The sequence below is a fragment of the Affinibrenneria salicis genome, assembly GCF_008710095.1.
Window position 1 is genome coordinate 37,100 of sequence record NZ_VYKJ01000006.1, and the last position, 23,460, is coordinate 60,559.

20 protein-coding genes are annotated in these 23,460 nt (G+C 58.3%); 14 read left to right on the forward strand and 6 right to left on the reverse strand.

The annotated features are described in order from the left end of the window. Nucleotides 1–255: 255 nt before the first annotated feature. From mlaF to murA, 7 genes are all read left to right on the forward strand, one after another. Nucleotides 256–1,068 (forward strand): phospholipid ABC transporter ATP-binding protein MlaF, encoded by an 813-nt coding sequence (gene mlaF, locus FJU30_RS12885; RefSeq protein ID WP_150435383.1) that lies wholly within the window; start codon nucleotides 256–258, stop codon nucleotides 1,066–1,068. A gap of 7 nt (nucleotides 1,069–1,075) precedes the next feature. Then, nucleotides 1,076–1,858 (forward strand): lipid asymmetry maintenance ABC transporter permease subunit MlaE, encoded by a 783-nt coding sequence (gene mlaE, locus FJU30_RS12890; RefSeq protein ID WP_150435384.1) that lies wholly within the window; start codon nucleotides 1,076–1,078, stop codon nucleotides 1,856–1,858. A gap of 4 nt (nucleotides 1,859–1,862) precedes the next feature. After that, nucleotides 1,863–2,417, forward strand: a complete 555-nt coding sequence (gene mlaD, locus FJU30_RS12895) for an outer membrane lipid asymmetry maintenance protein MlaD (RefSeq protein WP_150435385.1) — start codon at nucleotides 1,863–1,865, stop codon at nucleotides 2,415–2,417. Between the two features lie 12 nt (nucleotides 2,418–2,429). After that, nucleotides 2,430–3,056 carry a phospholipid-binding protein MlaC gene (gene mlaC, locus FJU30_RS12900; protein ID WP_150435386.1) on the forward strand — a complete coding sequence of 209 codons (627 nt, stop codon included), beginning with the start codon at nucleotides 2,430–2,432 and terminating at the stop codon, nucleotides 3,054–3,056. Beyond that, nucleotides 3,056–3,349, forward strand: coding sequence for a lipid asymmetry maintenance protein MlaB (gene mlaB, locus FJU30_RS12905; RefSeq protein WP_150435387.1), 294 nt, complete (start codon nucleotides 3,056–3,058; stop codon nucleotides 3,347–3,349). The genes mlaC and mlaB overlap by 1 nt, the downstream gene beginning before the upstream one ends. A gap of 144 nt (nucleotides 3,350–3,493) precedes the next feature. Next, the gene (ibaG, locus tag FJU30_RS12910; protein ID WP_150435388.1) at nucleotides 3,494–3,748 is read left to right on the forward strand and encodes a BolA family iron metabolism protein IbaG; all 255 of its coding nucleotides are present in this window, start codon (nucleotides 3,494–3,496) and stop codon (nucleotides 3,746–3,748) included. Between the two features lie 54 nt (nucleotides 3,749–3,802). Further along, a complete protein-coding gene (gene murA / locus FJU30_RS12915) occupies nucleotides 3,803–5,062 on the forward strand; it encodes a UDP-N-acetylglucosamine 1-carboxyvinyltransferase (RefSeq protein ID WP_150435389.1) in 1,260 nt (419 codons plus the stop codon). A 44-nt stretch (nucleotides 5,063–5,106) separates the two neighbouring features. On the opposite strand, the gene degS is transcribed toward murA, so the two are convergent. From degS to zapG, 3 genes are all read right to left on the reverse strand, one after another. Further along, the gene (degS, locus tag FJU30_RS12920; protein WP_150435390.1) at nucleotides 5,107–6,162 is read right to left on the reverse strand and encodes an outer membrane-stress sensor serine endopeptidase DegS; all 1,056 of its coding nucleotides are present in this window, start codon (nucleotides 6,160–6,162) and stop codon (nucleotides 5,107–5,109) included. 117 nt (nucleotides 6,163–6,279) lie between these two features. After that, the gene (gene degQ / locus FJU30_RS12925) at nucleotides 6,280–7,650 is read right to left on the reverse strand and encodes a serine endoprotease DegQ (protein WP_150435391.1); all 1,371 of its coding nucleotides are present in this window, start codon (nucleotides 7,648–7,650) and stop codon (nucleotides 6,280–6,282) included. A gap of 194 nt (nucleotides 7,651–7,844) precedes the next feature. After that, entirely contained in the window at nucleotides 7,845–8,249 is a 405-nt protein-coding gene (gene zapG / locus FJU30_RS12930; protein WP_150435392.1) for a Z-ring associated protein ZapG, read from the reverse strand. Nucleotides 8,250–8,470: 221 nt separating this feature from the next. Between zapG and zapE the strand changes: the two genes are divergently transcribed. From zapE to sspB, 5 genes are all read left to right on the forward strand, one after another. Further along, nucleotides 8,471–9,589 carry a cell division protein ZapE gene (gene zapE / locus FJU30_RS12935; RefSeq protein WP_150435393.1) on the forward strand — a complete coding sequence of 373 codons (1,119 nt, stop codon included), beginning with the start codon at nucleotides 8,471–8,473 and terminating at the stop codon, nucleotides 9,587–9,589. A 231-nt stretch (nucleotides 9,590–9,820) separates the two neighbouring features. Then, complete coding sequence (gene rplM, locus FJU30_RS12940; RefSeq protein ID WP_121573560.1) at nucleotides 9,821–10,249, forward strand: 50S ribosomal protein L13; 429 nt, start codon at nucleotides 9,821–9,823, stop codon at nucleotides 10,247–10,249. A gap of 15 nt (nucleotides 10,250–10,264) precedes the next feature. After that, entirely contained in the window at nucleotides 10,265–10,657 is a 393-nt protein-coding gene (rpsI, locus tag FJU30_RS12945) for a 30S ribosomal protein S9 (protein ID WP_150435394.1), read from the forward strand. A gap of 340 nt (nucleotides 10,658–10,997) precedes the next feature. Next, entirely contained in the window at nucleotides 10,998–11,639 is a 642-nt protein-coding gene (sspA, locus tag FJU30_RS12950; RefSeq protein WP_150435395.1) for a stringent starvation protein SspA, read from the forward strand. 5 nt (nucleotides 11,640–11,644) lie between these two features. Next, nucleotides 11,645–12,133: a ClpXP protease specificity-enhancing factor gene (gene sspB / locus FJU30_RS12955; RefSeq protein ID WP_150435396.1), complete on the forward strand. Its 489-nt coding sequence runs from the start codon at nucleotides 11,645–11,647 to the stop codon at nucleotides 12,131–12,133. A 177-nt stretch (nucleotides 12,134–12,310) separates the two neighbouring features. On the opposite strand, the gene FJU30_RS12960 is transcribed toward sspB, so the two are convergent. The 3 genes from FJU30_RS12960 to gltB form a co-directional block, all read right to left on the reverse strand. Further along, nucleotides 12,311–13,084 carry a (S)-acetoin forming diacetyl reductase gene (locus FJU30_RS12960; protein WP_150435397.1) on the reverse strand — a complete coding sequence of 258 codons (774 nt, stop codon included), beginning with the start codon at nucleotides 13,082–13,084 and terminating at the stop codon, nucleotides 12,311–12,313. 154 nt (nucleotides 13,085–13,238) lie between these two features. Then, a complete protein-coding gene (locus tag FJU30_RS12965; RefSeq protein ID WP_150435398.1) occupies nucleotides 13,239–14,657 on the reverse strand; it encodes a glutamate synthase small subunit in 1,419 nt (472 codons plus the stop codon). Nucleotides 14,658–14,666: 9 nt separating this feature from the next. Beyond that, nucleotides 14,667–19,130, reverse strand: coding sequence for a glutamate synthase large subunit (gene gltB, locus FJU30_RS12970; RefSeq protein WP_150435399.1), 4,464 nt, complete (start codon nucleotides 19,128–19,130; stop codon nucleotides 14,667–14,669). A gap of 674 nt (nucleotides 19,131–19,804) precedes the next feature. Here gltB and FJU30_RS12975 point away from each other — a divergent pair. Together FJU30_RS12975 and arcB are read left to right on the forward strand one after the other, a co-directional pair. Continuing rightward, a complete protein-coding gene (locus FJU30_RS12975; RefSeq protein ID WP_150435400.1) occupies nucleotides 19,805–20,737 on the forward strand; it encodes a TIGR01212 family radical SAM protein in 933 nt (310 codons plus the stop codon). A gap of 112 nt (nucleotides 20,738–20,849) precedes the next feature. After that, entirely contained in the window at nucleotides 20,850–23,192 is a 2,343-nt protein-coding gene (gene arcB / locus FJU30_RS12980) for an aerobic respiration two-component sensor histidine kinase ArcB (protein WP_150435401.1), read from the forward strand. Nucleotides 23,193–23,460 lie beyond the last annotated feature (268 nt).

Here is a 23,460-nt window from a genome sequence, read left to right on the forward strand (position 1 = left end):
ATTGGTGCAAAAACCCGTGTAGCAGGGCGGATAATAAGCGAATTCTTATTCGGTGCCGCTAATTTTGACTGTCCGGGGCGAAAAAGTAAAACCGAACTCGCGTTCTGGCGCGGGTGGCAGCTTTCGTTACGTTTTAGCGGTAATTTTTTGTAAAAATACGCCTGTAACGCGGTCTTACCGTTACGATTTAGGGGAGCTCCCTGAAACGCGGCTATGTGTGGCAGCCATTGATGCCGATTAAGGAACGGACAAGCAATGAATCCTGTGGTTAACAATCTGGTCGAGATTCGCGGGCTAAACTTTCGCCGCGGCAACCGGCAGATTTTCTCTGATGTATCCCTCAGCGTGCCGCAAGGCAAAATTACCGCGATTATGGGGCCGTCGGGTATCGGCAAAACGACGCTGTTGCGCCTGATCGGCGGGCAGCTGCCGCCGGACAGCGGTGAAATCTGGTTTGACGGCGAAAATATTCCCGCTCTGTCGCGCAGCCGGCTGTATGAGGCGCGCAAGAAAATGAGCATGCTGTTTCAGTCGGGGGCGCTATTTACCGATCTGAATGTGTTCGATAATGTCGCCTGGCCGCTGCGTGAGCACAGCCAACTGCCGGAGCCTCTGCTGTACAGCACCGTGATGATGAAGCTGGAAGCGGTCGGGCTGCGCGGCGCGGCCAAACTGATGCCGGCGGAGCTTTCCGGCGGAATGGCCCGGCGAGCCGCGCTGGCGCGGGCCATCGCGCTCGATCCGCAGTTGATTATGTTTGACGAACCCTTTGTCGGTCAGGATCCGATCACCATGGGCGTATTGGTTAAACTCATTGATGAACTGAATCATGCCCTCGGTGTCACTTGTATCGTTGTTTCGCACGATGTGCCGGAAGTGCTGAGTATCGCCGACTATGCCTACATTGTGGCCGACCGGCGCGTTGTGGCGGAGGGCAGCACGCAGCAGCTGCGAGAAAACCGCGATCCGCGCGTACGGCAGTTCCTTGACGGCATCGCCGACGGTCCGGTTCCTTTCCGTTTCCCGGCCGGCGATTACAAAAGCGAGTTGCTGGGCTCAGAGAGGTAATTAATTCATGCTATTGCAGGCAGTGGCGTCGTTCGGACGCCAGGGTATCCGCCTATGTTCGTCCTTTGGGCGCGCCGGGCTGATGATGTTTAACGCGCTGGTGGGCAAGCCGGAGCCGGCTAAACAGTGGCCGCTGCTGGTGCGCCAGCTCTACAGCGTCGGCGTGCAGTCGCTGCTGATTATCCTGGTGTCCGGCCTGTTTATCGGCATGGTGCTGGGGCTGCAGGGTTATATCGTCCTGACCACCTACAGCGCGGAGGCCAGCCTCGGCATGATGGTGGCGCTTTCGCTGCTGCGCGAGCTGGGGCCGGTGGTGACCGCGCTGCTGTTCGCCGGCCGGGCCGGCTCGGCGTTGACCGCGGAGATTGGGCTGATGAAGGCGACGGAGCAGCTCTCCAGCATGGAGATGATGGCCGTCGACCCGCTGCGCCGCGTGGTGGCGCCGCGCTTCTGGGCCGGCTTGATCACCATGCCGCTGCTGACCATTATCTTCGTCGCGATCGGCATCTGGGGCGGGGCGCTGGTCGGCGTCGACTGGAAAGGCATCGACAGCGGATTCTTCTGGTCGGCGATGCAGAACGCGGTCGAATGGCGTAAAGACATACTGAACTGCGTAATTAAGGGCGTGGTATTCGCTATCACCGTCACCTGGATTGCGCTGTTCAATGGCTATGATGCGATCCCGACGTCAGAGGGGATCAGCCGTGCGACGACCCGTACCGTGGTGCATTCATCACTGGCGGTGTTGGGATTGGATTTTGTGCTGACAGCACTGATGTTTGGGAACTGAGTCGATGCAAACGAAGAAGAGTGAAATCTGGGTAGGGGTCTTTATGTTGATAGCCCTGTGCGCCGTTGTCTTCCTGTGCCTGAAGGCGGCCGATCTGAAAGCGCTGGGCAATGCGCCTACCTACCGGCTCTATGCCACCTTTGACAATATTGGCGGCCTTAAGGCGCGATCGCCGGTTAAAATCGGCGGGGTGGTCATCGGCCGCGTCGCGGATATTTCTCTGGACGACAAAAGCTATCTGCCGCGCGTGGCGCTGGATATCGAAACCCGCTACAACCATATCCCGGACACCAGTTCGCTGGCGATCCGCACCTCCGGCCTGCTGGGCGAGCAGTTCCTGGCGCTGAATATGGGGTTTGAGGACGAAGAGATGGGCACCCGTATTTTACAGGATGGCGATGCTATTCAGGATACCAAGTCCGCTATGGTGCTTGAGGATCTGATCGGCCAGTTCCTGTATAAGAGCGGTGACGGTAAGGCAAACGATGGGGCGAACGGTACGGCGGCGCAATCGGCGCCGGCGGCGTCCGGGGCGCAGCCCGCCGCTCCACATCAATAAGAGGATGATGACATGTTTAAACGTTTACTGATGGTCGCCCTGCTGGTGGTGGCCCCCTTAGCCAGCGCGGTGGACCAAACCAATCCTTACCGCCTGATGGATGAAGCCGCGGCCAAAACGTTCGATCGGCTGAAAAAAGAGCAGCCGACGATCCGCCAGAACCCGGATTATTTACGCAACGTGGTGCGTGAAGAACTGCTGCCTTACGTGCAGGTGCGCTATGCCGGGGCGCTGGTGCTCGGTCGTTACTATCGCGACGCGACGCCGGCGCAGCGCGACGCCTATTTCAAGGCGTTTGAGGCGTACCTTGAACAGGCCTATGGGCAGGCGCTGGCGCTGTATCACGGCCAGACTTATCAGATCGCGCCCGATCAGCCGATCGGCAACGCCGACATCGTGGCTATTCGCGTCACCATCATCGATAACGGCGGTCGTCCGCCGGTGCGGCTGGATTTCCAGTGGCGCAAGAACAGTAAAACGGGCTACTGGCAGGCCTATGACATGATTGCCGAAGGGGTCAGTATGATCACCACCAAACAGAATGAATGGGCGGCAACGCTGCGTCAGGACGGCGTAGACGGCCTGACGCAGCAGTTGCAGGCGGCGGCCAACCGACCGATCACGCTGGACAGACAATAATGGCGACGCCGTTAAGCTGGCAGGCGCAGGGCGATGTGTTGTGTCTGCAGGGCGATCTGGACCGGGACACGCTGCTGCCGTTCTGGCGCGATCGCGAGTCGCTGCTGGCCGATAAACGCGCGCTGGACGTGAGCCGTCTGGAACGGGTGGATTCGGCCGGACTGGCGCTGCTGCTGCACGCCAGTCAGCAGCGCGTCGGCGAGGGGATCGCGCTTCCCCTGCACGGCGCGGGCGATCGGCTGCAAACGCTGATCGCGCTGTATAATCTCAATGAGATCATACCGCTTGAGTAAAACCGCCGCGTTTTAGCGCGCCGGCGTCTGACGATCCCGCTGTTTACCGCCTTTGCAGCGGGATTTTCTTTGTTTAAGATAGCGCCGTATTCATCTAAGATACCTACCTGTTTATTATCCTCCCTGACTGCAGAATTGAGAGCAATGGAAAATAATGAGATTAAAGAAGTGCTGATGACAGCCCTGGCGCTTCAGGAAGCCCATATATCCGGCGATGGCAGCCATTTTCAGGCGATTGTCGTGGGTGAACAATTTGCCGGCATGAGCCGGTTGAAAAAACAGCAGACGGTCTATGCGCCGCTGATGGAATACATCGCGGATAACCGGATCCACGCCTTGCAAATTAAGGCCTATACGCCGGAAGAGTGGCAGCGCGACCGCAAGCTCATGGGTTTCTGAGCCGGCGTCGGCGCTGTGCGATAAGTTTGAGTTGAATATTGAGAACAAGTCACTATGGATAAATTTCGTGTGCAGGGGCCAACCCGGCTAACCGGCGAAGTCGCTATTTCCGGGGCCAAGAACGCCGCCCTGCCGATCCTGTTCGCCGCCCTGCTGGCGGAAGAGCCGGTGGAGATTCAGAATGTGCCGAAACTGCGGGACATTGACACCACCATGAAGCTGCTGAGCCAGCTGGGTGCCCGCGTGGAGCGTAATGGTTCTGTACACGTGGATGCCAGCGGCGTGAACATCTTTTGCGCGCCTTACGATCTGGTGAAAACCATGCGGGCGTCGATTTGGGCGCTCGGTCCGCTGGTGGCGCGCTTTGGCCAGGGGCAGGTGTCTCTGCCGGGCGGCTGCGCCATCGGCGCGCGTCCGGTCGATCTGCATATCAGCGGCCTGGAGCAACTGGGAGCGGAAATTCGTCTGGAAGAGGGCTATGTGAAAGCCTCGGTCGAAGGGCGTCTGAAAGGGGCGCACATCGTCATGGATAAGGTAAGCGTCGGCGCGACGGTCACCATTATGAGCGCCGCCACGCTGGCCGAAGGCACCACGATCATTGAAAACGCCGCGCGCGAGCCGGAAATCGTCGATACCGCCAATTTCCTCAACACGCTGGGCGCTAAGATCAGCGGCGCCGGCAGCGACAAGATCGTTATCGAAGGCGTTAACCGTCTGGGCGGCGGCGTGTATCGCGTGTTGCCAGACCGGATCGAGACCGGCACTTTCCTGGTCGCCGCCGCGGTATCCGGCGGCCGTATCGTTTGTCGTCATGCGCGCCCGGATACGCTGGACGCGGTGCTGGCCAAACTGCGCGAAGCCGGCGCGGATATCGAGACTGGCGAAGACTGGATTAGCCTGGACATGCATGGCCAGCGGCCGAAAGCGGTTACGGTGAGAACGGCGCCGCATCCGGGCTTCCCGACCGATATGCAGGCGCAGTTCAGCCTGCTGAATCTGGTGGCCGAAGGCACCGGCGTGATCACGGAAACCATCTTCGAAAACCGCTTCATGCACGTGCCGGAGTTGATCCGCATGGGCGCGCAGGCGGAGATCGAAAGTAATACGGTGATCTGCCACGGCGTGGAGAAACTGTCCGGGGCGCAGGTAATGGCGACCGATTTGCGCGCGTCCGCCAGTCTGGTGTTGGCCGGCTGCATTGCGGAAGGGGTGACGCTGGTCGATCGCATCTACCACATCGACCGCGGTTATGAGCGTATCGAGCAGAAGCTGCAGGCGCTGGGCGCCCGCATCGAGCGAGTGAGAGAAGAGTAACGGCCCGACGGCCGACGGGCAGGGCGCCCGCCGGCCGTCTTCGATCAGTTCGGAAATTCCTGAATAGTGACCTGTACGGTGAGAATTTTTTTGTTGCGGTCGATCACAATCGGAATGACCGTCCCCGGCGCCAGTTCGGCCACTTCATCCATGGTTTCCAGCACCGAGCGCACGGGTTTATTGTTGACGCTCAGCACCCAGTCCGCTTCCTGAATGCCCGCTTTATCCGCCGGGCCATCCGGATAAACCTCTTTGACCAGAATGCCCGGCATCTGCTGCGGCTGCTGATTCTGGTGATTGAACGCCTGGCCGCCCTGAATACCGATGTAGCCGCGGATCACCCGCCCGTCGCGGATTAATTTTCCCATGATTTTGGTCGCCAGAGCGACCGGAATGGCGAAGCCAATGCCTTCCGGCGTTTCGCCGTCGTCGCTTTTATCGAAAGACAGGGTATTGATGCCGACCAGTTCGCCCAGCGTATTGATTAGCGCGCCGCCGGAGTTGCCGTGGTTGATCGAGGCATCGGTCTGCAGGAAGTTTTGCCGGCCGAACGAACTCATGCTCACGCGGCCCGTCGCGCTGATAATTCCCTGGGTGATGGTTTGCCCGAGGTTATAGGGATTGCCGATCGCCAGCACCACATCGCCGATGTGAAAGCTGCGTTTGGGGTTAACGGGAATGGCCGGCAGGTTGTCCGCATCCACCTTCAGCACGGCCAGGTCGGTCATATCGTCCGAGCCGATCAACTGTACCGATTCGTAAACCCGCCCGTCCTGCAGAGCGACGACGATCTGTTCGGCGTTATTGATGACGTGTTTATTGGTGAGGATATAGCCCTTATCGTTCATGATCACGCCGGAACCGAGCGTCTGGACCGAAAGTTTGTCGGTGCTGCTGGCGTTAAAACTATTGTTATACACATTCACCACCGCGGGCGCCGCCCGGCGCACCGCCTGGTTATAGCTGACCGGCGTCGCACTCTGGTCGCCGTCGTCGCGGCCAAACAGCGAGCCGTTCGTGTTGAACAGAGCGGTCAGCACCAGGACGACGCATGCCACCAGCAGGCCGATTAGCGCGGAACGCAATAACTTAATTAGCATGGGATATGTCGTATCAGAACAGGGAAAGAATAGCGGCAGGATAGCATAAATTAACCGGACACCGCAGCGCGCGGTATCCGGTTTCAGGCGACGCGCCGGGGGGCGCCAGCGCGTTAATTAACGCAACAACAGATAGATGGTGTCGTCGCCGCGCACGATATTCAGCGCCAGCACGCTGGGTTTACTTTCCAGCAGTTTGCGCAACTGGGTGATGTTTTCCACCCGTTCGCGGTTGACGCCGATGATGATATCGCCTTTCTGCAGACCCACCTGCGCGGCCGGCGAATCTTTGGCGACGTTATCGATCTGCACCCCTTTGCCGCCGTCTTTCAACTGGCCGTTGGTCAGCGATGCGCCCTGCAGGGCGGGCGACAGCGTTTCGGCGCTGGTGGTGGAGGAAGCGCTGTTATCCAGTACGACGGATACGTCCTGCTGTTTGCCGTCGCGCAGCAGCCCGACGCGGACGCTTTTACCCGGCGCGGTGGTGCCGATTTTAGCGCGCAGCTCGGCAAAGCTGTTGATCGGTTTGCCGTCGAGCGACACCAGCACGTCCCCGGCCTTGATGCCGGCTTTGGCGGCGGCCGATTTAGGCAGCACTTCGCTGACGAAGGCGCCGCGTTGCGCGTCGACCTTAAAGGCTTTAGCCATTTCGGAGGTCATCTCGCTGCCCTTGATGCCGAGCACGCCGCGTTTCACTTCGCCGAATTCAATCAACTGTTGAGACAGGTTTTGCGCCATATTGCTGGGGATGGCGAAGCCGATGCCGATGTTGCCGCCGCCTGGCGCCAGGATGGCGGTATTGATGCCGATCAGCTCGCCGTTCAGGTTCACCAGCGCGCCGCCCGAGTTGCCGCGGTTGATGGACGCGTCGGTCTGGATAAAGTTTTCCAGGCCTTCCAGATTCAGCCCGCTGCGGCCCAGCGCGGAAATAATACCGGAGGTCGCCGTCTGACCCAGACCGAACGGGTTGCCCACCGCCACGGCGAAGTCGCCGACGCGCAGCTGGTCTGAGTCGGCCATTTTAACTTCCGTCAGGTTTTTCGCGTCCGCCAACTGCAGCAGAGCGATATCGGTTTGCTCATCGCGTCCCAACAGCTTTGCTTCATATTCGCGGCCGTCGTTCAACTGCACGCGAATTTTGTCGGCGTTATTGATCACGTGATTGTTGGTCAGCACATAGCCTTTGGCTGCGTTGATGATCACGCCTGAACCGAGCCCTTCAAAAGGCCGGGAGTTCTGTTTTTCCGTCGGGAAGTTAGGGCCGAAGAAAAATTTGAATTCTTCCGGTACGCGCTGTCGTTGCAGCTGGGTGCCTTCCACGTGCACGCTGACTACCGCGGGCAGTACTTTTTCCAGCATCGGGGCCAGGCTCGGGAGCTGTTGTCCCTGGACTACGGCAGGTAGCGCAGCATTAACCGCCGGCACTGATGACAGTGCAAAGCTCATGCTGACTGCCAACACACTTAATAACAGTGATTTCTTCTTCATGGATGGTTAACTCTCTCACGACCTGCGGATGAATAACTCGATGATATATAAACTCATAGCAACGGTGAAGAGTAGACCGGCGATAGATGTGTAAAGTTCACTGATCTTTCGTCAGTATAATGTAACAGGATAACGCGGGGGAGGGGGGCCCTTATGGGGCCGGGACGACCCCATAAGAGAAGGAAGACAAACCGTTAGTCGCGTTTGCCAGCGCCGCCGCGCAGCAGACCCGAGGCGCCGTCCGAATAATCGCGCGGCGGCATTTCCACCGGCGCCTGATCGTTATCGGCTTCCGCTTCGGTCAGCCGGTATTTGAAGGGGTTCTCCTGCAGCGGCATATCCGGCAGCAGATTGCTGGAGCTCTTCGCCATATGTTGATACAGCTGACGATAATCGCGCGCCATGTTGTCCAGCAATTCCGCACTGCGGGCGAAATGACCTACCAGCTCCTGACGGTACTCTTCCAGCTCGGCCTTGTTCTTTTCCAGTTCGCTTTGCAACTCCTGCTGTTGACGCAGCTTACGATTGCCAAAACGCATGGCGATAGCACCAATGATGATACCGACAACTAAGCCAATCAGCGCATACTCCCAGGTCATAATGACTCCTATTTTGACGTCGTTTTCCGTAGGGCTTTCTCGTTTAATACTGTCCACTATAACCGTTAACCTCGTCTCTGTGGAATCCTGAAGCGAGATGACTTAGGGTAATGATGCTTTTTATCCGTCGTTTAGCCGGTTAACTGCTACGATTACCGGATAATGAGTCGCCAACGCACGCTAAATCAGCGCCAACTTTTTTCTCAGGGATTGCGGACAACATGCAGTATTCGACGCCATTGGCGCTTTATCAGCAGGCGCTGTCTGCCGGTGAATATCAGCCCGACGACGTACAGCGGCAAACCGTCATGCGTCTGGACAGTATCTGGCAGGCATTAGTGAACCGCCCGGCGCCGCGCGCGCCATCCGGCGCATTGCCGAAGCTACGCGCCTGGCTGGGCGGGCAAACGCGTCGGCCGGCGCCGGTGCAAGGGCTGTATATGTGGGGCGGCGTGGGGCGCGGCAAAACCTGGCTGATGGATCTGTTCTTCCACAGCCTGCCCGGCGAGCGCAAACTCAGGCTGCATTTCCACCGCTTTATGCTGCGGGTGCACCAGGAGCTGAATCAACTGCAGGGGCTGGAAAATCCGCTGGAGAAAATCGCCGACGGATTCAGCGCCGAAACCGATGTGCTGTGCTTTGACGAATTCTTCGTGTCCGACATCACCGATGCGATGCTGCTGGCCGAATTGCTCAGAGCGCTGTTCGCGCGCGGCATTACGCTGGTGGCGACGTCGAACATCCCGCCGGACGAGCTGTATCGCAACGGCTTGCAGCGGGCGCGTTTCCTGCCGGCCATCGAGCTGATCAAGCAGCACTGCGCGGTGTGTAACGTCGACGCCGGCATTGATTATCGACTGCGTACGCTGACTCAGGCGCATCTGTATCTGACGCCCTGCGATGCGCAAACCCAGGCGGCGATGGGCCAAATTTTCGCCCGGCTGACCGGCCAGGCGGAGGTCGCGCCATCGGTGCTGGAGATTAACCACCGGCCGATGCCGGTGCTGGCGACGTATGACGGGGTGCTGGCGATCGATTTCCATACCCTGTGCGTAGAGGCGCGCAGCCAGAATGACTATATCGCGCTGTCGCGCCTGTACCACAGCGTGCTGTTGCATAACGTCACGGTGATGGGCGGCGCCGACGAGAATACGGCGCGCCGTTTCCTTGCGCTGATCGATGAGTTTTACGAACGCCACGTCCGGTTGGTTATTTCGGCCGCCGCGCCGATGGCCGGTATCTATCAGGGCGAGCGTCTGGCGTTTGAATATCAGCGCTGTTTGTCGCGCCTGCAGGAGATGCAGAGCGAGGAGTACCTGCGCCTGCCGCATCTGGCCTGAAAAGGGCCCGATGCGGACAAGGGCAAAAAAAGGTCGATCTTTATCGGCGACTTCTCTATAATCCTGCGACCCCACGTTACAACAAAGTTTTTTCCCGAACTTTGATCGCGCCGGCAATGGCTATTCGAGGGGATAGGTTTGCTGGACAAGATAGCCGTGTGAACCTCACAACACTATTTACTGAAGCGTTTGGCGTTCACCAACGTGTAACTTAAATTGGGTAAGCTTTTAATGAAAACTTTTACAGCTAAACCAGAAACCGTAAAACGCGACTGGTATGTTGTTGACGCGAGCGGTAAGACCTTAGGTCGTCTCGCAACTGAACTGGCTAGCCGTCTGCGCGGCAAGCATAAAGCGGAATATACTCCGCACGTTGATACCGGTGATTACATCATTGTTCTGAATGCTGACAAAGTTGCCGTAACCGGTAACAAGCGTTCCGACAAGATTTATTATCATCACACCGGCCACATCGGTGGTATCAAACAGGCGACCTTTGAAGAGATGATTGCCCGCCGTCCTGAGCGTGTGATTGAAATCGCGGTTAAAGGCATGTTGCCGAAGGGCCCGCTGGGTCGTGCTATGTTCCGTAAACTGAAAGTTTACGCGGGTACCGAGCACAATCACGCGGCACAGCAACCGCAAGTTCTGGACATTTAATCGGGATTACAGGCAATGGCTGAAAATCAATACTACGGCACTGGTCGCCGCAAAAGCTCCGCCGCACGCGTCTTCATCAAGCCGGGTAGCGGTAATATCGTCATCAACCAGCGCAGTCTGGAACAGTACTTCGGTCGCGAAACCGCTCGTATGGTCGTTCGCCAGCCGCTGGAACTGATCGACATGGTTGGTAAATTCGATCTGTTCATCACCGTTAAGGGTGGTGGTATCTCTGGTCAGGCCGGTGCGATCCGTCACGGTATCACCCGCGCGCTGATGGAGTATGACGAATCTCTGCGTAGCGAACTGCGTAAAGCTGGCTTCGTTACCCGTGATGCTCGTCAGGTTGAACGTAAGAAAGTCGGTCTGCGTAAAGCACGCCGTCGTCCTCAGTTCTCCAAACGTTAATTTCTGGCTGCCTCGCGGCAGTGGAAACGAGACGAAAAACCCGGCGCTGGTCGCCGGGTTTTTTATCCCTGATAGTTAGCCGTTCGCTAAAAAATAACCTTTCTTTATCGCCGGTTAACCATGAAATCCATCTTAGATCCCCACAGAATGGACAAAATCTGCTAGACTGTCAGCCGCTTTTATATCCGTTTGCCAGACCGTAACTTTCCAGATCGACTGACTCAACCCGGCGTAGAATTAACGACAAGGGGAACGGCAGGCCAATGGCAAAGGTATGCTGGATGGATTGTAGCCCGCGTCGGCTACCCGCCGTATTTTCTAGATAAACTTGGAGGTTTTCATGGCTGTCGCTGCCAACAAACGTTCGGTAATGACGCTGTTTTCCGGTCCGACCGACATTTTTAGCCATCAGGTCCGTATTGTGCTGGCGGAAAAAGGCGTCAGTGTCGAGATTGAGCAGGTAGACATGGATAATCTGCCGCAGGATTTGATTGACCTCAATCCTTATGGTTCCGTGCCAACGCTGGTTGATCGCGAATTAACGCTGTATGAGTCGCGCATTATCATGGAGTATCTGGACGAGCGCTTTCCTCATCCGCCGCTGATGCCGGTATATCCGGTAGCGCGCGGCAACAGCCGTCTGATGATGCACCGTATTGAGAACGACTGGTATTCCCTGCTGCATAAAATCCTGCAGGGCAGCGCCCAGGAGGCCGATACGGCCCGTCGCCAGCTGCGTGAAGAACTGCTGGCCGTGGCGCCGGTATTCAATGAAGCGCCTTATTTTATGAGCGAAGAATTTAGCCTGGTGGATTGCTATCTGGCGCCGCTGCTGTGGCGTTTACCGCAGTTGGGCATTGAACTGAGCGGTTCCGGCGCGAAAGAGCTGAAAGTGTATATGACGCGCGTTTTCGAGCGTGACGCATTCCTGGCCTCTCTGACGGAAGCAGAGCGTGAAATGCGTCTGCAGACCCGGGGTTAACGGGTATGGATCTGTCGCAACTGTTGCCGCGTCGCCCATACCTGCTGCGCGCCTTCTACGACTGGCTGCTGGATAATCAGCTGACTCCGCACCTGGTGGTCGATGTTACTCTGCCGGGCGTGATGGTGCCGATGGAGTTTGCGCGTGACGGACAGATCGTACTGAACGTTGCGCCGCGCGCGATCGGCAATCTCGAACTGGCCGACGACAGCGTGCGCTTCAATGCCCGCTTCGGCGGCGTGCCGCGTCAGGTCTATGTGCCGATGGCCGCCGTGCTGGCGATTTATGCGCGTGAGAACGGCGCAGGGACAATGTTTGAGCCTGAGCCGGCCTATGAGAGCGAGCTGGCGGAATCGGCCGAACCAGCCGCGTCTGAGGGCGCGGCCGCGATGTCGGTTGTCGAGAACGACGACCCGTCGTCCGCCGATGCGCCGGATGATGAGCCGCCGCCGTCTCCCGGACGGGGGCGTCCGTCGTTGCGGGTGGTGAAATAACCCCGGCGCTATAAACAAAAAAGCACAGTTCATCACTGTGCTTTTTTGTTGTCTGCCCTAAACCCCTCCCCGGGAGGGGTAATTGTTTTATAGCGCCGGCGAATCTGGCGTTAGCCAGTCAGCGCCCGCCGCCGGTAACCGGACGAACGTCGGCGAGGCCGGCCTGGCGACTAACGATTAGTTCATCACCATTCCGCCGTCGATCAGCAGTGACTGACCCGTCATATAATCGGAGTCAGGGCCGGCCAGATAAGATACGCAGGCGGCGACATCTTCCGGCTCTGACAGACGTCCCAGCGTGATGCGTTTGGCGAATTGCTCGGTGCCGTAGCCGGCGGGTTTGCCGGCGGCGGCGGAGATCTTACGGTCAATCTCTTCCCACATCGGCGTTTTGACGATCCCCGGGCAGAAGCCGTTTACCGTGATGCCCAGCGGCGCCAGGTCGCGCGCTGCCGTCTGCGTCAGGCCGCGTACGGCGAATTTGCTTGAGCTGTATACCGCAAGTTCGGGGTTGCCAGTATGGCCGGCCTGCGAACAGGCGTTGATGATCTTACCGCCGTGGTTAAAGGATTTGAATGCCTTGATGGCGGCCTGCATGCCCCAGATAACGCCTTTCAGGTTAATGTTGTATACGCGATCGATGATTTCCGGCGTGATATCTTCAATCGGCGTGGAGGGCGCCACACCGGCATTATTGACAATGACGTTGAAATCGCCGAATTTTTTCTGTGTTTCCTCAACGGCGGCAAACACCTCGTCCCGGTTTGACACGTCAGCCTTAATCGCGATCGCCTGTCCGCCGGCCTTGACGATCTCTTCGGCGACCTGGCGGGCGGTATCGATATTGTAATCCACGATAGAAACGGCAAAACCGTCTTTTACCAGTCTGAGCGCAATGGCGCGCCCGATTCCCTGACCTGCTCCGGTGACGAGAGCCACTTTAACTGACATAACGTATTCTCCTTAAATTTTCCGTAACACTGCTGATATTCTTTAATTAAATTAATATTAATCTCTAAAAGAGAATAGTTCCAGTAAGAAGGGAAAGAGATGGAGAGCGGAGGGAAAGGAAAATTCGGGCCGGCACGGCGGCCCGAAGGGAAAGTTAGACTTCCAGATAGTTCATAATACCGTCGGCGGCTTTACGGCCTTCGGCAATCGCGGTGACCACCAGATCGGAACCGCGCACGGCGTCGCCGCCGGCGAAGATTTTCGGATTACTGGTCTGGAACGCGTTATCGCTGCCTTCCGGCGCCACGATGCGTCCCTGGCCGTCCAGTTCGACGTTGTGTTGGGCCAGCCACTCCATCTTGTGCGGACGGAAACCGAACGCCATCACCACCGCGTCCGCTTCCAGCACGTGTTCCGAACCGGCGACGATTTCAGGGCGACGACGGCCATTGGCGTCGGGCGCGCCCAGCTCGGTACGCGCCATGCGTACGCCGCACACCTTACCGGCGCCGTTGATTTCTATGCTCAGCGGCTGCAGATTAAAGCGGAAATCCACCCCTTCCTCACGCGAGTTTTTCACTTCACGTTTCGAACCGGGCATGTTTTTCTCATCGCGACGATAAGCGCAGATTACATGAGAAGCGCCCTGGCGGATGGACGTGCGAACGCAGTCCATCGCGGTGTCGCCGCCGCCCAGCACCACCACGCGCTTGCCCTGCATCGTGATATAAGGCGTGGCGCTATCCTCTGCAAAACCCATCAGCTGGCGGGTATTGGCGATCAGGAACGGCAGCGCATCGTACACGCTGGGCGCGTCCTCGTTCTCCAGTCCGCCGCGCATGGATTGGTAAGTGCCGACGCCGAGAAATACGGCGTCGTACTCGTCCAGCAGCGTGCTCAGCGCGATATCTTTGCCCACCTCGGTATTCAGGTGGAAGTCCACGCCCATCTCGCTGAATAATTCGCGGCGCTTGATCATCACCTTTTTTTCCAGCTTAAAGGCCGGAATGCCGAAGGTCAGCAGGCCGCCGATTTCCGGGTGGCGATCAAACACCACCGCCTTCACGCCGTTGCGGGTCAGCACGTCCGCACAGGCTAGTCCGGCCGGCCCGGCGCCGATAATCGCCACCCGTTTGCCGGTCGGCTGTACCTGTGAAACGTCCGGCTTCCAGCCCATTTCGATCGCTTTATCGTTAATGTAGCGTTCGATATTGCCGATGGTCACCGCGCCGAATTCGCTATTCAGGGTGCAGGAACCTTCGCACAGACGATCCTGCGGGCAGACGCGCCCGCATACTTCCGGCAGGCTGTTGGTCTGGTGCGACAGTTCGGCCGCTTCGATAATGCGCCCTTCGTTCGCCAGCTTAAGCCAGTTAGGAATGTAGTTATGTACCGGACATTTCCATTCGCAATAAGGGTTGCCGCAGGCCAGACAGCGGTCGGCCTGCGCTTTGGATTGCCCTTCCGAGAACGGCTCATAAATTTCAACAAATTCAATTCTACGAATCTTCAGCGGCTTTTTCGGCGGATCGACGCGCTGCAGATCGATAAATTGATAAACATTTTGACTCATGGTTACCCCTTACTGCGCCAGAACCCGAAGCTCGGCTGCGGAACGACTACGGTGGCCTAACAACGCCTTCACATCACTGGATTTCGGCTTCACCAATGCAAATTTCGACGCCCATACCGGCCAACTGGCGAGGATCTCTTCGCCGCGTTGCGAACCGGTATGCTGAACATGCTCGGTGATCAGACCACGCAGATGCTCTTCATGAATCGCCAGATCTTCAACATTCAGCACTTCAACTAATTCCGGGTTAACCCGTTTGCGGAAGTCGCCGTGCTCATCCAGCACATAGGCGAAGCCGCCGGTCATGCCGGCGCCGAAGTTAACGCCGGTGCGGCCGAGAATACAGACGATCCCGCCGGTCATGTACTCGCAACCGTTGTCGCCGATGCCTTCCACCACGGTGATGGCGCCGGAGTTACGCACGGCAAAACGTTCGCCCGCGCGCCCGGCGGCGAACAGTTTGCCGCCGGTGGCGCCGTACAAACAGGTGTTGCCGATAATGCTGGCCTCGTGGCTGCGGAAAGCGGAGCCGACCGGCGGACGAACCGCAATCGTACCGCCCGCCATGCCTTTCCCGACATAGTCGTTGGCGTCGCCGGTCAGCGTCAGCTCCAGGCCGCCGGCGTTCCATACGCCGAAGCTCTGGCCGGCGGTGCCGGTAAAGTACGCCTTGATCGGGTCGCTGGCCAGTCCCTGGTCGCCGTGCTGCGCGGCGATTTCGCCGGACAGCGTGGCGCCGACGGAACGGTCGGTATTGCGAATATCGAAATAAAGCGCCTTGCTCTGACGCGCATCGATATAGGGCTTAGCCTGTTCCAGCAGCGTGGCGTTCAGTACGCCCTTATCGAACGCCGGGTTGTTTTCGGTGCAGTACAGCGCCTTACCGGGCAGCGGCTGCGCGGTTTGCAGCAGCGGCGCCAGATCCAGCTTGTTCTGTTTGGCGGTGAAGCCGTCCAGTTCGGTCAGCAGGTCGGTGCGTCCGATCAAATCCACCAGCTGGCTGACGCCCAGCTCGGCCATCAGTTCGCGCGTTTCCTGCGCGATAAACTGGAAGTAGTTGGTCACGCGCTCCGGCAGGCCGTGATAGTGGTTGTTGCGCAGCTTTTCATCCTGAGTGGCGACGCCGGTGGCGCAGTTGTTCAGATGACAGATACGCAGGTATTTGCAGCCCAACGCCACCATCGGTCCGGTGCCGAAGCCAAAGCTTTCCGCGCCGAGGATCGCCGCCTTGATGATGTCGAGGCCGGTTTTCAGCCCGCCATCGACCTGCAGACGGATTTTATGGCGCAGTCCGTTAGCCACCAGCGCCTGCTGGGTTTCAACCAGGCCCAGCTCCCACGGGCAGCCGGCGTATTTGACCGAGGTCAGCGGGCTGGCGCCGGTGCCGCCGTCGTAGCCGGCGATGGTGATCAGATCGGCATAGGCTTTGGCCACGCCGGTGGCGATCGTGCCCACTCCCGGCTCGGAAACCAGTTTCACCGAAATCATGGCCTTCGGGTTGATCTGCTTCAGGTCGAAAATCAGCTGCGCGAGGTCTTCGATCGAGTAGATATCATGGTGCGGCGGCGGCGAAATCAGCGTGACGCCGGGCACCGAGTAACGCAGGCGCGCGATATACGGCGTGACCTTGTCGCCCGGCAACTGGCCGCCCTCGCCGGGTTTAGCGCCCTGCGCGACTTTAATCTGAATCACGTCGGCGTTGACCAGATAGGCGGGCGTCACGCCAAAGCGACCGGATGCCACCTGTTTGATGCGCGACACTTTATTGGTGCCGTAGCGCGCCGGATCTTCGCCGCCTTCGCCGGAGTTGGAGAAGCCGCCGATGCTGTTCATGGCTTCGGCCAGCGATTCATGCGCCTCGGGGCTGAGCGCGCCGATGGACATGGCCGCGGTGTCAAAGCGTTTGAACAGATTTTCCGCCGGTTCAACCTGTTCCAGCGGAATGGCCGCGTCGGCCGTCTGCGGCTTCAGCGCCAGCAGGTCGCGCAGCGTGGCCGCCGGACGGTGGTTAACCAGTTTGGCGTACTGCTGATAGTCGCTGTATTCGCCGCTGTTTACCGCTTTTTGCAGCGTACTGACCACGTCCGGGTTATAGGCATGGTATTCGCCGCCGTATACGAACTTCAGGAAACCGCCCTGGTCGAGCGTTTTGCGCTTCAGCCAGGCGCGTTTCGCCAGATTCTGCAGATCCTGTTCAAAGTCGCAGAAACCCGCGCCGCCGATGCGGCTGACCACGCCCGGGAAGCAACTGGCGGAGACTTCCTGATGCAGCCCCACGGCTTCAAACAGTCTGGAGCAGCGGTAGGAGGCGACGGTCGAAATGCCCATTTTGGACATAATCTTGTACAGGCCTTTGTTGATGCCGTTGCGATAGTTGAGCATGACCGTGCGGTACGGTTTGTCGATGGTATGGTCATCGACCATGCGCGCCAGCGTTTCATAGGCCAGGTACGGGTAGATGGCGGTAGCGCCAAAGCCCAGCAACACGGCGAAGTGGTGCGGATCGCGCGCGCTGGCGGTTTCGACGATGATGTTGGCGTCGCAGCGCAGGCTCTTCTCCACCAGCCGCGCCTGTACTGCCCCGACCGCCATCGGCGCAGGGATCGGCAGGCGCGTCTGGCTGATCGCCCGGTCGGACAGAATCAGCAGCACGGTGCCGTCGCGCACCATGTGTTCGGCTTCATCGCACAGCTTCTCGATCGATTGCTGCAGATTGCGCTGCGCGGGATCAAAGGTCAGATCCAGCGTGTCCGCGCGGTAGTGCTGCTGATCCTGAGAGACCAACTGGGTGAAGTCGGAGTAGAGCAGGATCGGCGATTTGAACGTTAACCGATGAGCCTGGCCTTCCGCCTCGCAGAATACGTTCATTTCCCGGCCGATACAGGTGGCCAGCGACATGACGTGCGCTTCGCGCAGCGGATCGATCGGCGGGTTGGTGACCTGGGCGAACTGCTGGCGGAAGTAGTCATAGATGATGCGCGGCCGGCTGGACAATACGGCGAACGGCGTATCGTCGCCCATCGAGCCGGTGGCTTCCTGACCGTTTTCCCCCAGTACGCGCAGGATCTGGTCCAGCTCTTCGTTGCTGTAGGCGAACTGCTTCTGATAGCTTTCCAGCAGAAAGTTGTCCAGATCGCGTTTGCCGACCTGATCGTCAGGCATTTCTTCAAACGGCGTCAGGCGCTTAACGTTGCGCTCCATCCACTCTTTGTAAGGATGGCGGCTCTTCAGGTCGTCATCGGTCTCCGCGGAGTGCAGGATCCGGCCGCTGCGGGTATCGATCACCATCAGTTCGCCGGGGCCGACGCGGCCTTTTTCCACCACTTCGTCCGGCTGGTAGTCCCAGATGCCGACTTCGGAGGCGCAGGTGATCAGCTTGTCTTTAGTGATCACGTAGCGCGCCGGGCGCAGGCCGTTGCGGTCCAGGTTACAGGCGGCGAAGCGGCCATCGGACATAACGATGCCGGCCGGTCCGTCCCAGGGCTCCATGTGCATTGAGTTAAAGTCGAAGAACGCGCGCAGCTCCGGATCCATGTCCGGGTTATTCTGCCAGGCCGGCGGCACCAGTAAACGCATGGCGCGGATAATATCCATCCCGCCGCTGAGGAACAGCTCCAGCATGTTGTCCAGCGAGCTGGAGTCGGAGCCGGTTTCGTTGACGAACGGCGCGGCATCCTGCAGGTCAGGGATCAGCGGCGTCTTAAACTTGTAGGCGCGCGCGCGCGCCCACTGCCGGTTACCGGCAATGGTGTTGATCTCGCCGTTGTGCGCCAGATAGCGGAACGGCTGCGCCAGCGGCCAGCGCGGCACGGTGTTGGTCGAAAAGCGCTGGTGGAACAGGCAGATCGACGATTCCAGCCGCAGATCGGCCAGGTCCAGATAAAAGCGCGGCAGGTCGGCGGGCATGCACAGACCTTTATAGATCGTCACCAGGTTCGAGAAGCTGCAGACGTAGAATTCCTGATCCTGAATCCGCTTTTCAATGCGGCGGCGCGCCATAAACAGGCGACGTTCCATATCGTGCTGGAGCCAGCCGGCCGGGGCATTGACAAAAACCTGTTCGATGCGCGGCAGTGAAGACAGGGCTATTTCGCCCAGCACGTCCGGGTTGATCGGCACTTCGCGCCAGCCCAGTACGGACAGCGTCTCGTTCTGCAGCTCTTCTTCCACAATGCGGCGCGAGGCGCGGGCGAGTTCTTCGTCCTGATTCAGGAACATCATGCCGACGGAATAGTTTTTCGCCAGGCGCCAGCCGCGCTCTTCGGCGACCAGACGGAAAAAGCGGTCGGGCTTTTGTAGTAATAGACCGCAACCGTCACCGGTTTTACCATCGGCGAGAATTGCACCACGGTGCTGCATGCGGGCGAGTGCGTGGATCGCGGTACGCACTACTTTGTGGCTGGGTTCGCCTTCTATATGGGCGATTAGTCCAAAACCACAGTTATCCCTTTCAAGGGAATGATCGTACAACATAGAGTGAACCTCCCCAGGCTCTGTGTGACTCTCACGACCAACTGCGAGGGCGCGCAAGAAAGTGCGGCACGGGCGGAATACAGGCGCTACCCGGTTTGGCCGCTTTCTCCTTCGGCCCCTCGTGACGGTCTCACAAGTGGAATGACTTGTTTTAAGAGGGAGTCTTCTTTACTGCATAAATATGACGAGTCGTTTGCCCGTCAGGAAAGCTTCCAGCGGAATCCCAAATTAACGATAAAGCCAGTGCAGGTCAAATCCTCCGGCATAACCAGCCATAAGAGACTCCTATTCAATTAATGTATTGAAAAAAAAGATTTTTTGTTAATATTTACCCGTCATAACCCACAATGAGTGCGGATATAAATGTGAGCTGTCTCACTATCTGTCAGGGGAAAAGTCTCTTTGCCATGCTACCCTGGCGATACTTTCTGGGGATTTATGCTGCTGAGCATGGATTTTGACGTTTATGTAACTGTTTTTCATTGTTAAGCCATCTTCTAATGAAGAATAGCGGGAGAATAAGAAAAATTAATCAGCCGAAAGATGATTTTTTTTGCAAAAAAAACGAATAATAATGCAAATGGCCGGTGGGCGGAGGTTGATCGCGGTCATCGCGATGGCCAGGCCGACGGAGTAGGCTGCTGCTCCTGAATCACGGGCAAGCGAGCCAGAGTATGCAATTACAGAAATTAATCAACATGTTTGGCGGCGATTTGCAGCGCCGCTATGGTGAAAAAATCCACAAGCTCACCTTACACGGCGGATTTAGTTGCCCTAATCGCGACGGGACGCTGGGGCGCGGCGGATGCACCTTTTGCAACGTCGCCTCGTTTGCCGATGAAGGAATGCAGCGACTCAGCATCGCGCAGCAGCTGGCCGCCCAGGCCGGCAAGGTCAACCGGGCGAAACGCTATCTGGCTTACTTCCAGGCCTACACCAGCACCTGGGCCGAGGTGGAGACGCTGGACGGTCTGTATCGGCAGGCGCTGGCGCAGGCGGATATGGTGGGGCTGTGCGTCGGCACCCGGCCGGACTGCGTGCCGGACGAGGTGCTGGACCTGCTTTGCCGCTATCGCCAGCGGGGCTATGAGGTTTGGCTGGAGCTGGGCCTGCAGAGCGCCAGCGATAAAACGCTGCGCCGCATTAATCGCGGCCACGATTTCGCCAGCTATCAGCGCACCGTAGAGCGGGCGCGCGGGCGCGGGCTGAAAGTGTGCTGTCATCTGATCGTCGGTCTGCCGGGCGAGGATGCCGCCAGTTGCCAGTCCACGCTGCGCCAGGTGGTGGACGCGGGGGTTGACGGCATTAAGCTCCATCCGCTGCATATCGTCGAGGGAAGCATCATGGCGAAGGCCTGGCGCGCCGGCCGCCTGCCGGTGCTGACGCTGGATCAATATGTCGCCACGGCGGGGGAGATGATCCGCGCCACGCCGCCGGAAGTGATCTACCACCGTATCTCGGCCAGCGCCCGGCGCCCTGAACTGCTGGCGCCGCAGTGGTGCGAGAACCGCTGGAGCGGTATGGTGGAAATCGATCGCTACTTACGGCGGCATGGCGTGCAGGGTTCGGCGTTGGGCCGCCCGTGGCGCCCGGATGGGCCCGCCTGAGCGTTCGCCGTCACGCGCAATCCGGGAAGCTGCGGCGCGGCTATGCAACGAGCGAGCACGACGGCGCCGTTTTACAGTATGATTTGGCGCATCGCGACTAAAGGAAAACGCTATGAAGCAAATCCGACTATTGGCTCAGTACTACGTTGATTTGATGGTGAAGCTCGGCCTGGTCCGCTTTTCGCTGTTGCTGGCTTCGGTGCTGGTGCTGCTGGCGATGATGGTGCAGATGGCGGTCACCATGCTGCTGCGCGGCGAAGTCGAAAGTATCGACGTCGTTCGTTCGGTGTTCTTCGGGTTGCTGATTACGCCGTGGGCGGTATATTTCCTGTCGGTGGTTGTGGAACAGCTGGAAGAGTCGCGCCAGCGCCTGGCCCGGCTGGTCGATAAACTGGAAGAGATGCGCCATCGCGATCTGACGCTCAATCAGCAGTTGCAGGACAATATTACCCAGTTAAACCAGGAAATCGCCGATCGCGAGAAGGCCGAAGAGGCCCGTCTGCTGATGTTGAGCCAACTGCAGGACGAAATGAAGCGGCGCGAACAGGCGCAGATTGAACTGGAACAACAGTCGGCGCTGTTGCGCTCGTTCCTCGACGCTTCCCCCGATTTGGTTTACTACCGCAATGAGAATAAACAATTTTCCGGCTGTAACCGTGCGATGGAGCTGTTGACCGGCAAGAGTCAGAAGCAGTTGATCGGCCTGACGCCGGCCCAGGTCTATGCGCCCGATATCGCCGACAAGGTCATGGAAACCGACGAGAAGGTGTTCCGCCACAATGTCTCGCTCACCTATGAACAATGGCTGGTCTATCCGGACGGCCGCAAAGCCTGTTTTGAACTCAGAAAGGTGCCTTTTTACGATCGAATGGGAAAACGGCACGGGCTAATGGGCTTCGGCCGCGATATAACCGAGCGTAAGCGCTACCAGGACGCGCTGGAGAACGCCAGCAGGGATAAGACCACTTTCATCTCAACGATCAGCCACGAGCTTCGTACGCCGCTTAACGGCATCGTCGGCCTGAGCCGGATTCTGCTCGATACCCGTCTGGATGAAGAACAGCTGAACTACCTGAAAACCATTCACGTCAGCGCCATTACCCTCGGCAATATCTTTAACGACGTGATCGAAATGGATAAGCAGGAGCGGCGCAAGGTTCAACTGGACAATCAACCGATCGATTTTACCGAATTCCTGAGCGATCTGGAGAACCTGGGCGGGCTGCTGGCCCAGCCGGCGGGATTACAGCTGGTGATGGCGCTGAATCAGCCGCTGCCGCATAAAATTATCACCGACGGCACCCGACTGCGGCAGATTTTGTGGAACCTGCTCAGCAATGCGGTGAAATTTTCCCGCCAGGGCGAAATTGTCGTGCGCGTCTGGCATGAGCAGGGCGACCGTCTGCGCTTTGAAGTCGAGGACTCCGGCATGGGCATCCCTGCGGAAGAGCAGGAAAAAATCTTCGCCATGTATTATCAGGTCAAAGATCAACTGGGCGGCAAGCCGGCGACAGGAACCGGGATTGGCCTCTCGGTATCGAAACGTCTGGCGCAGAATATGGGCGGCGATATTCAGGTACGCAGCGTGCCGGGTCAGGGGTCCTGCTTTACGTTGACCGTGCGGGCGCCGGAGGCGGCGGAACCTGACGTGGATGACGACGCGGGCGAAGATGAGCTGCCGCTGCCGGCGCTGCACGTGCTGCTGGTGGAGGATATCGAGCTGAACGTGGTGGTGGCGCGTTCGGTGCTGGAAAAACTGGGCAACAGCGTGGAAGTGGCCATGACCGGCCAGGCGGCGCTGGATATGTTCGAACCGGACGAGTTCGATCTGGTGCTGCTGGATATTCAACTGCCGGATATGACCGGGCTGGATGTGGCGCGTCGGCTGCGAGAACGTTATGGTAAGGCGATTCCGCCGCTGGTGGCGCTGACCGCCAACGTGCTTAAAAATAAAAAAGAGTATCTGGCCGCCGGGATGGATGATGTGCTCAGCAAGCCGCTGTCGGTGCCCGCGCTGACCGCGGTGATCAAGCAGTTCTGGGATCATCCGGCCGCAAATAAAAGCGAACCGGCGCCGTCGCCGGCGCTTCAGCATGAATCACTGCTGGATATAGAAATGTTGGAACAATATCTGGATCTGGTCGGGCCGGGTCTGATTTATCAGAGTCTGGATATGTTCGAGCAGATGATGCCCGGCTATCTGTCCGTGCTGGATTCCAATATGACGGCGCGCGATCAAAAGGGCATCACGGAAGAAGGACACAAGATAAAAGGCGCGGCGGGTTCGGTGGGGCTGCGTCATTTGCAGCAGGTGGCGCAACAGATTCAAACTCCGACGCTGCCGGCCTGGTGGGACAACGTGCAGGAATGGATCGACGAGCTGAAGCACGACTGGCGGCATGATGTACAGGTGCTGAGAGCGTGGGTTGCGCAGGCGGAAAAGTCCTCCCGGTGACATGGACGGCATCATGCGGCGGCGGTTGAAAGGCCGGGGAAAGGCAGGGATGACGGGCATAAAAAAAATGACCCCGACCGAAGCCGGGGTGCGCGAATTATGCGCCAACACCAGGGAAAACGGGCACCTGCGCCAGATCTCGGCACCGCTATTGGCAGGTGCGGATAGTCAGATGAACCACTGCTAACAAAATAGCAAAGAAGATTCGGCTTGTTACAAGAATCATTAAAATGTGTGATGTAGATTAGTATTTGTCAACTTAAAAATT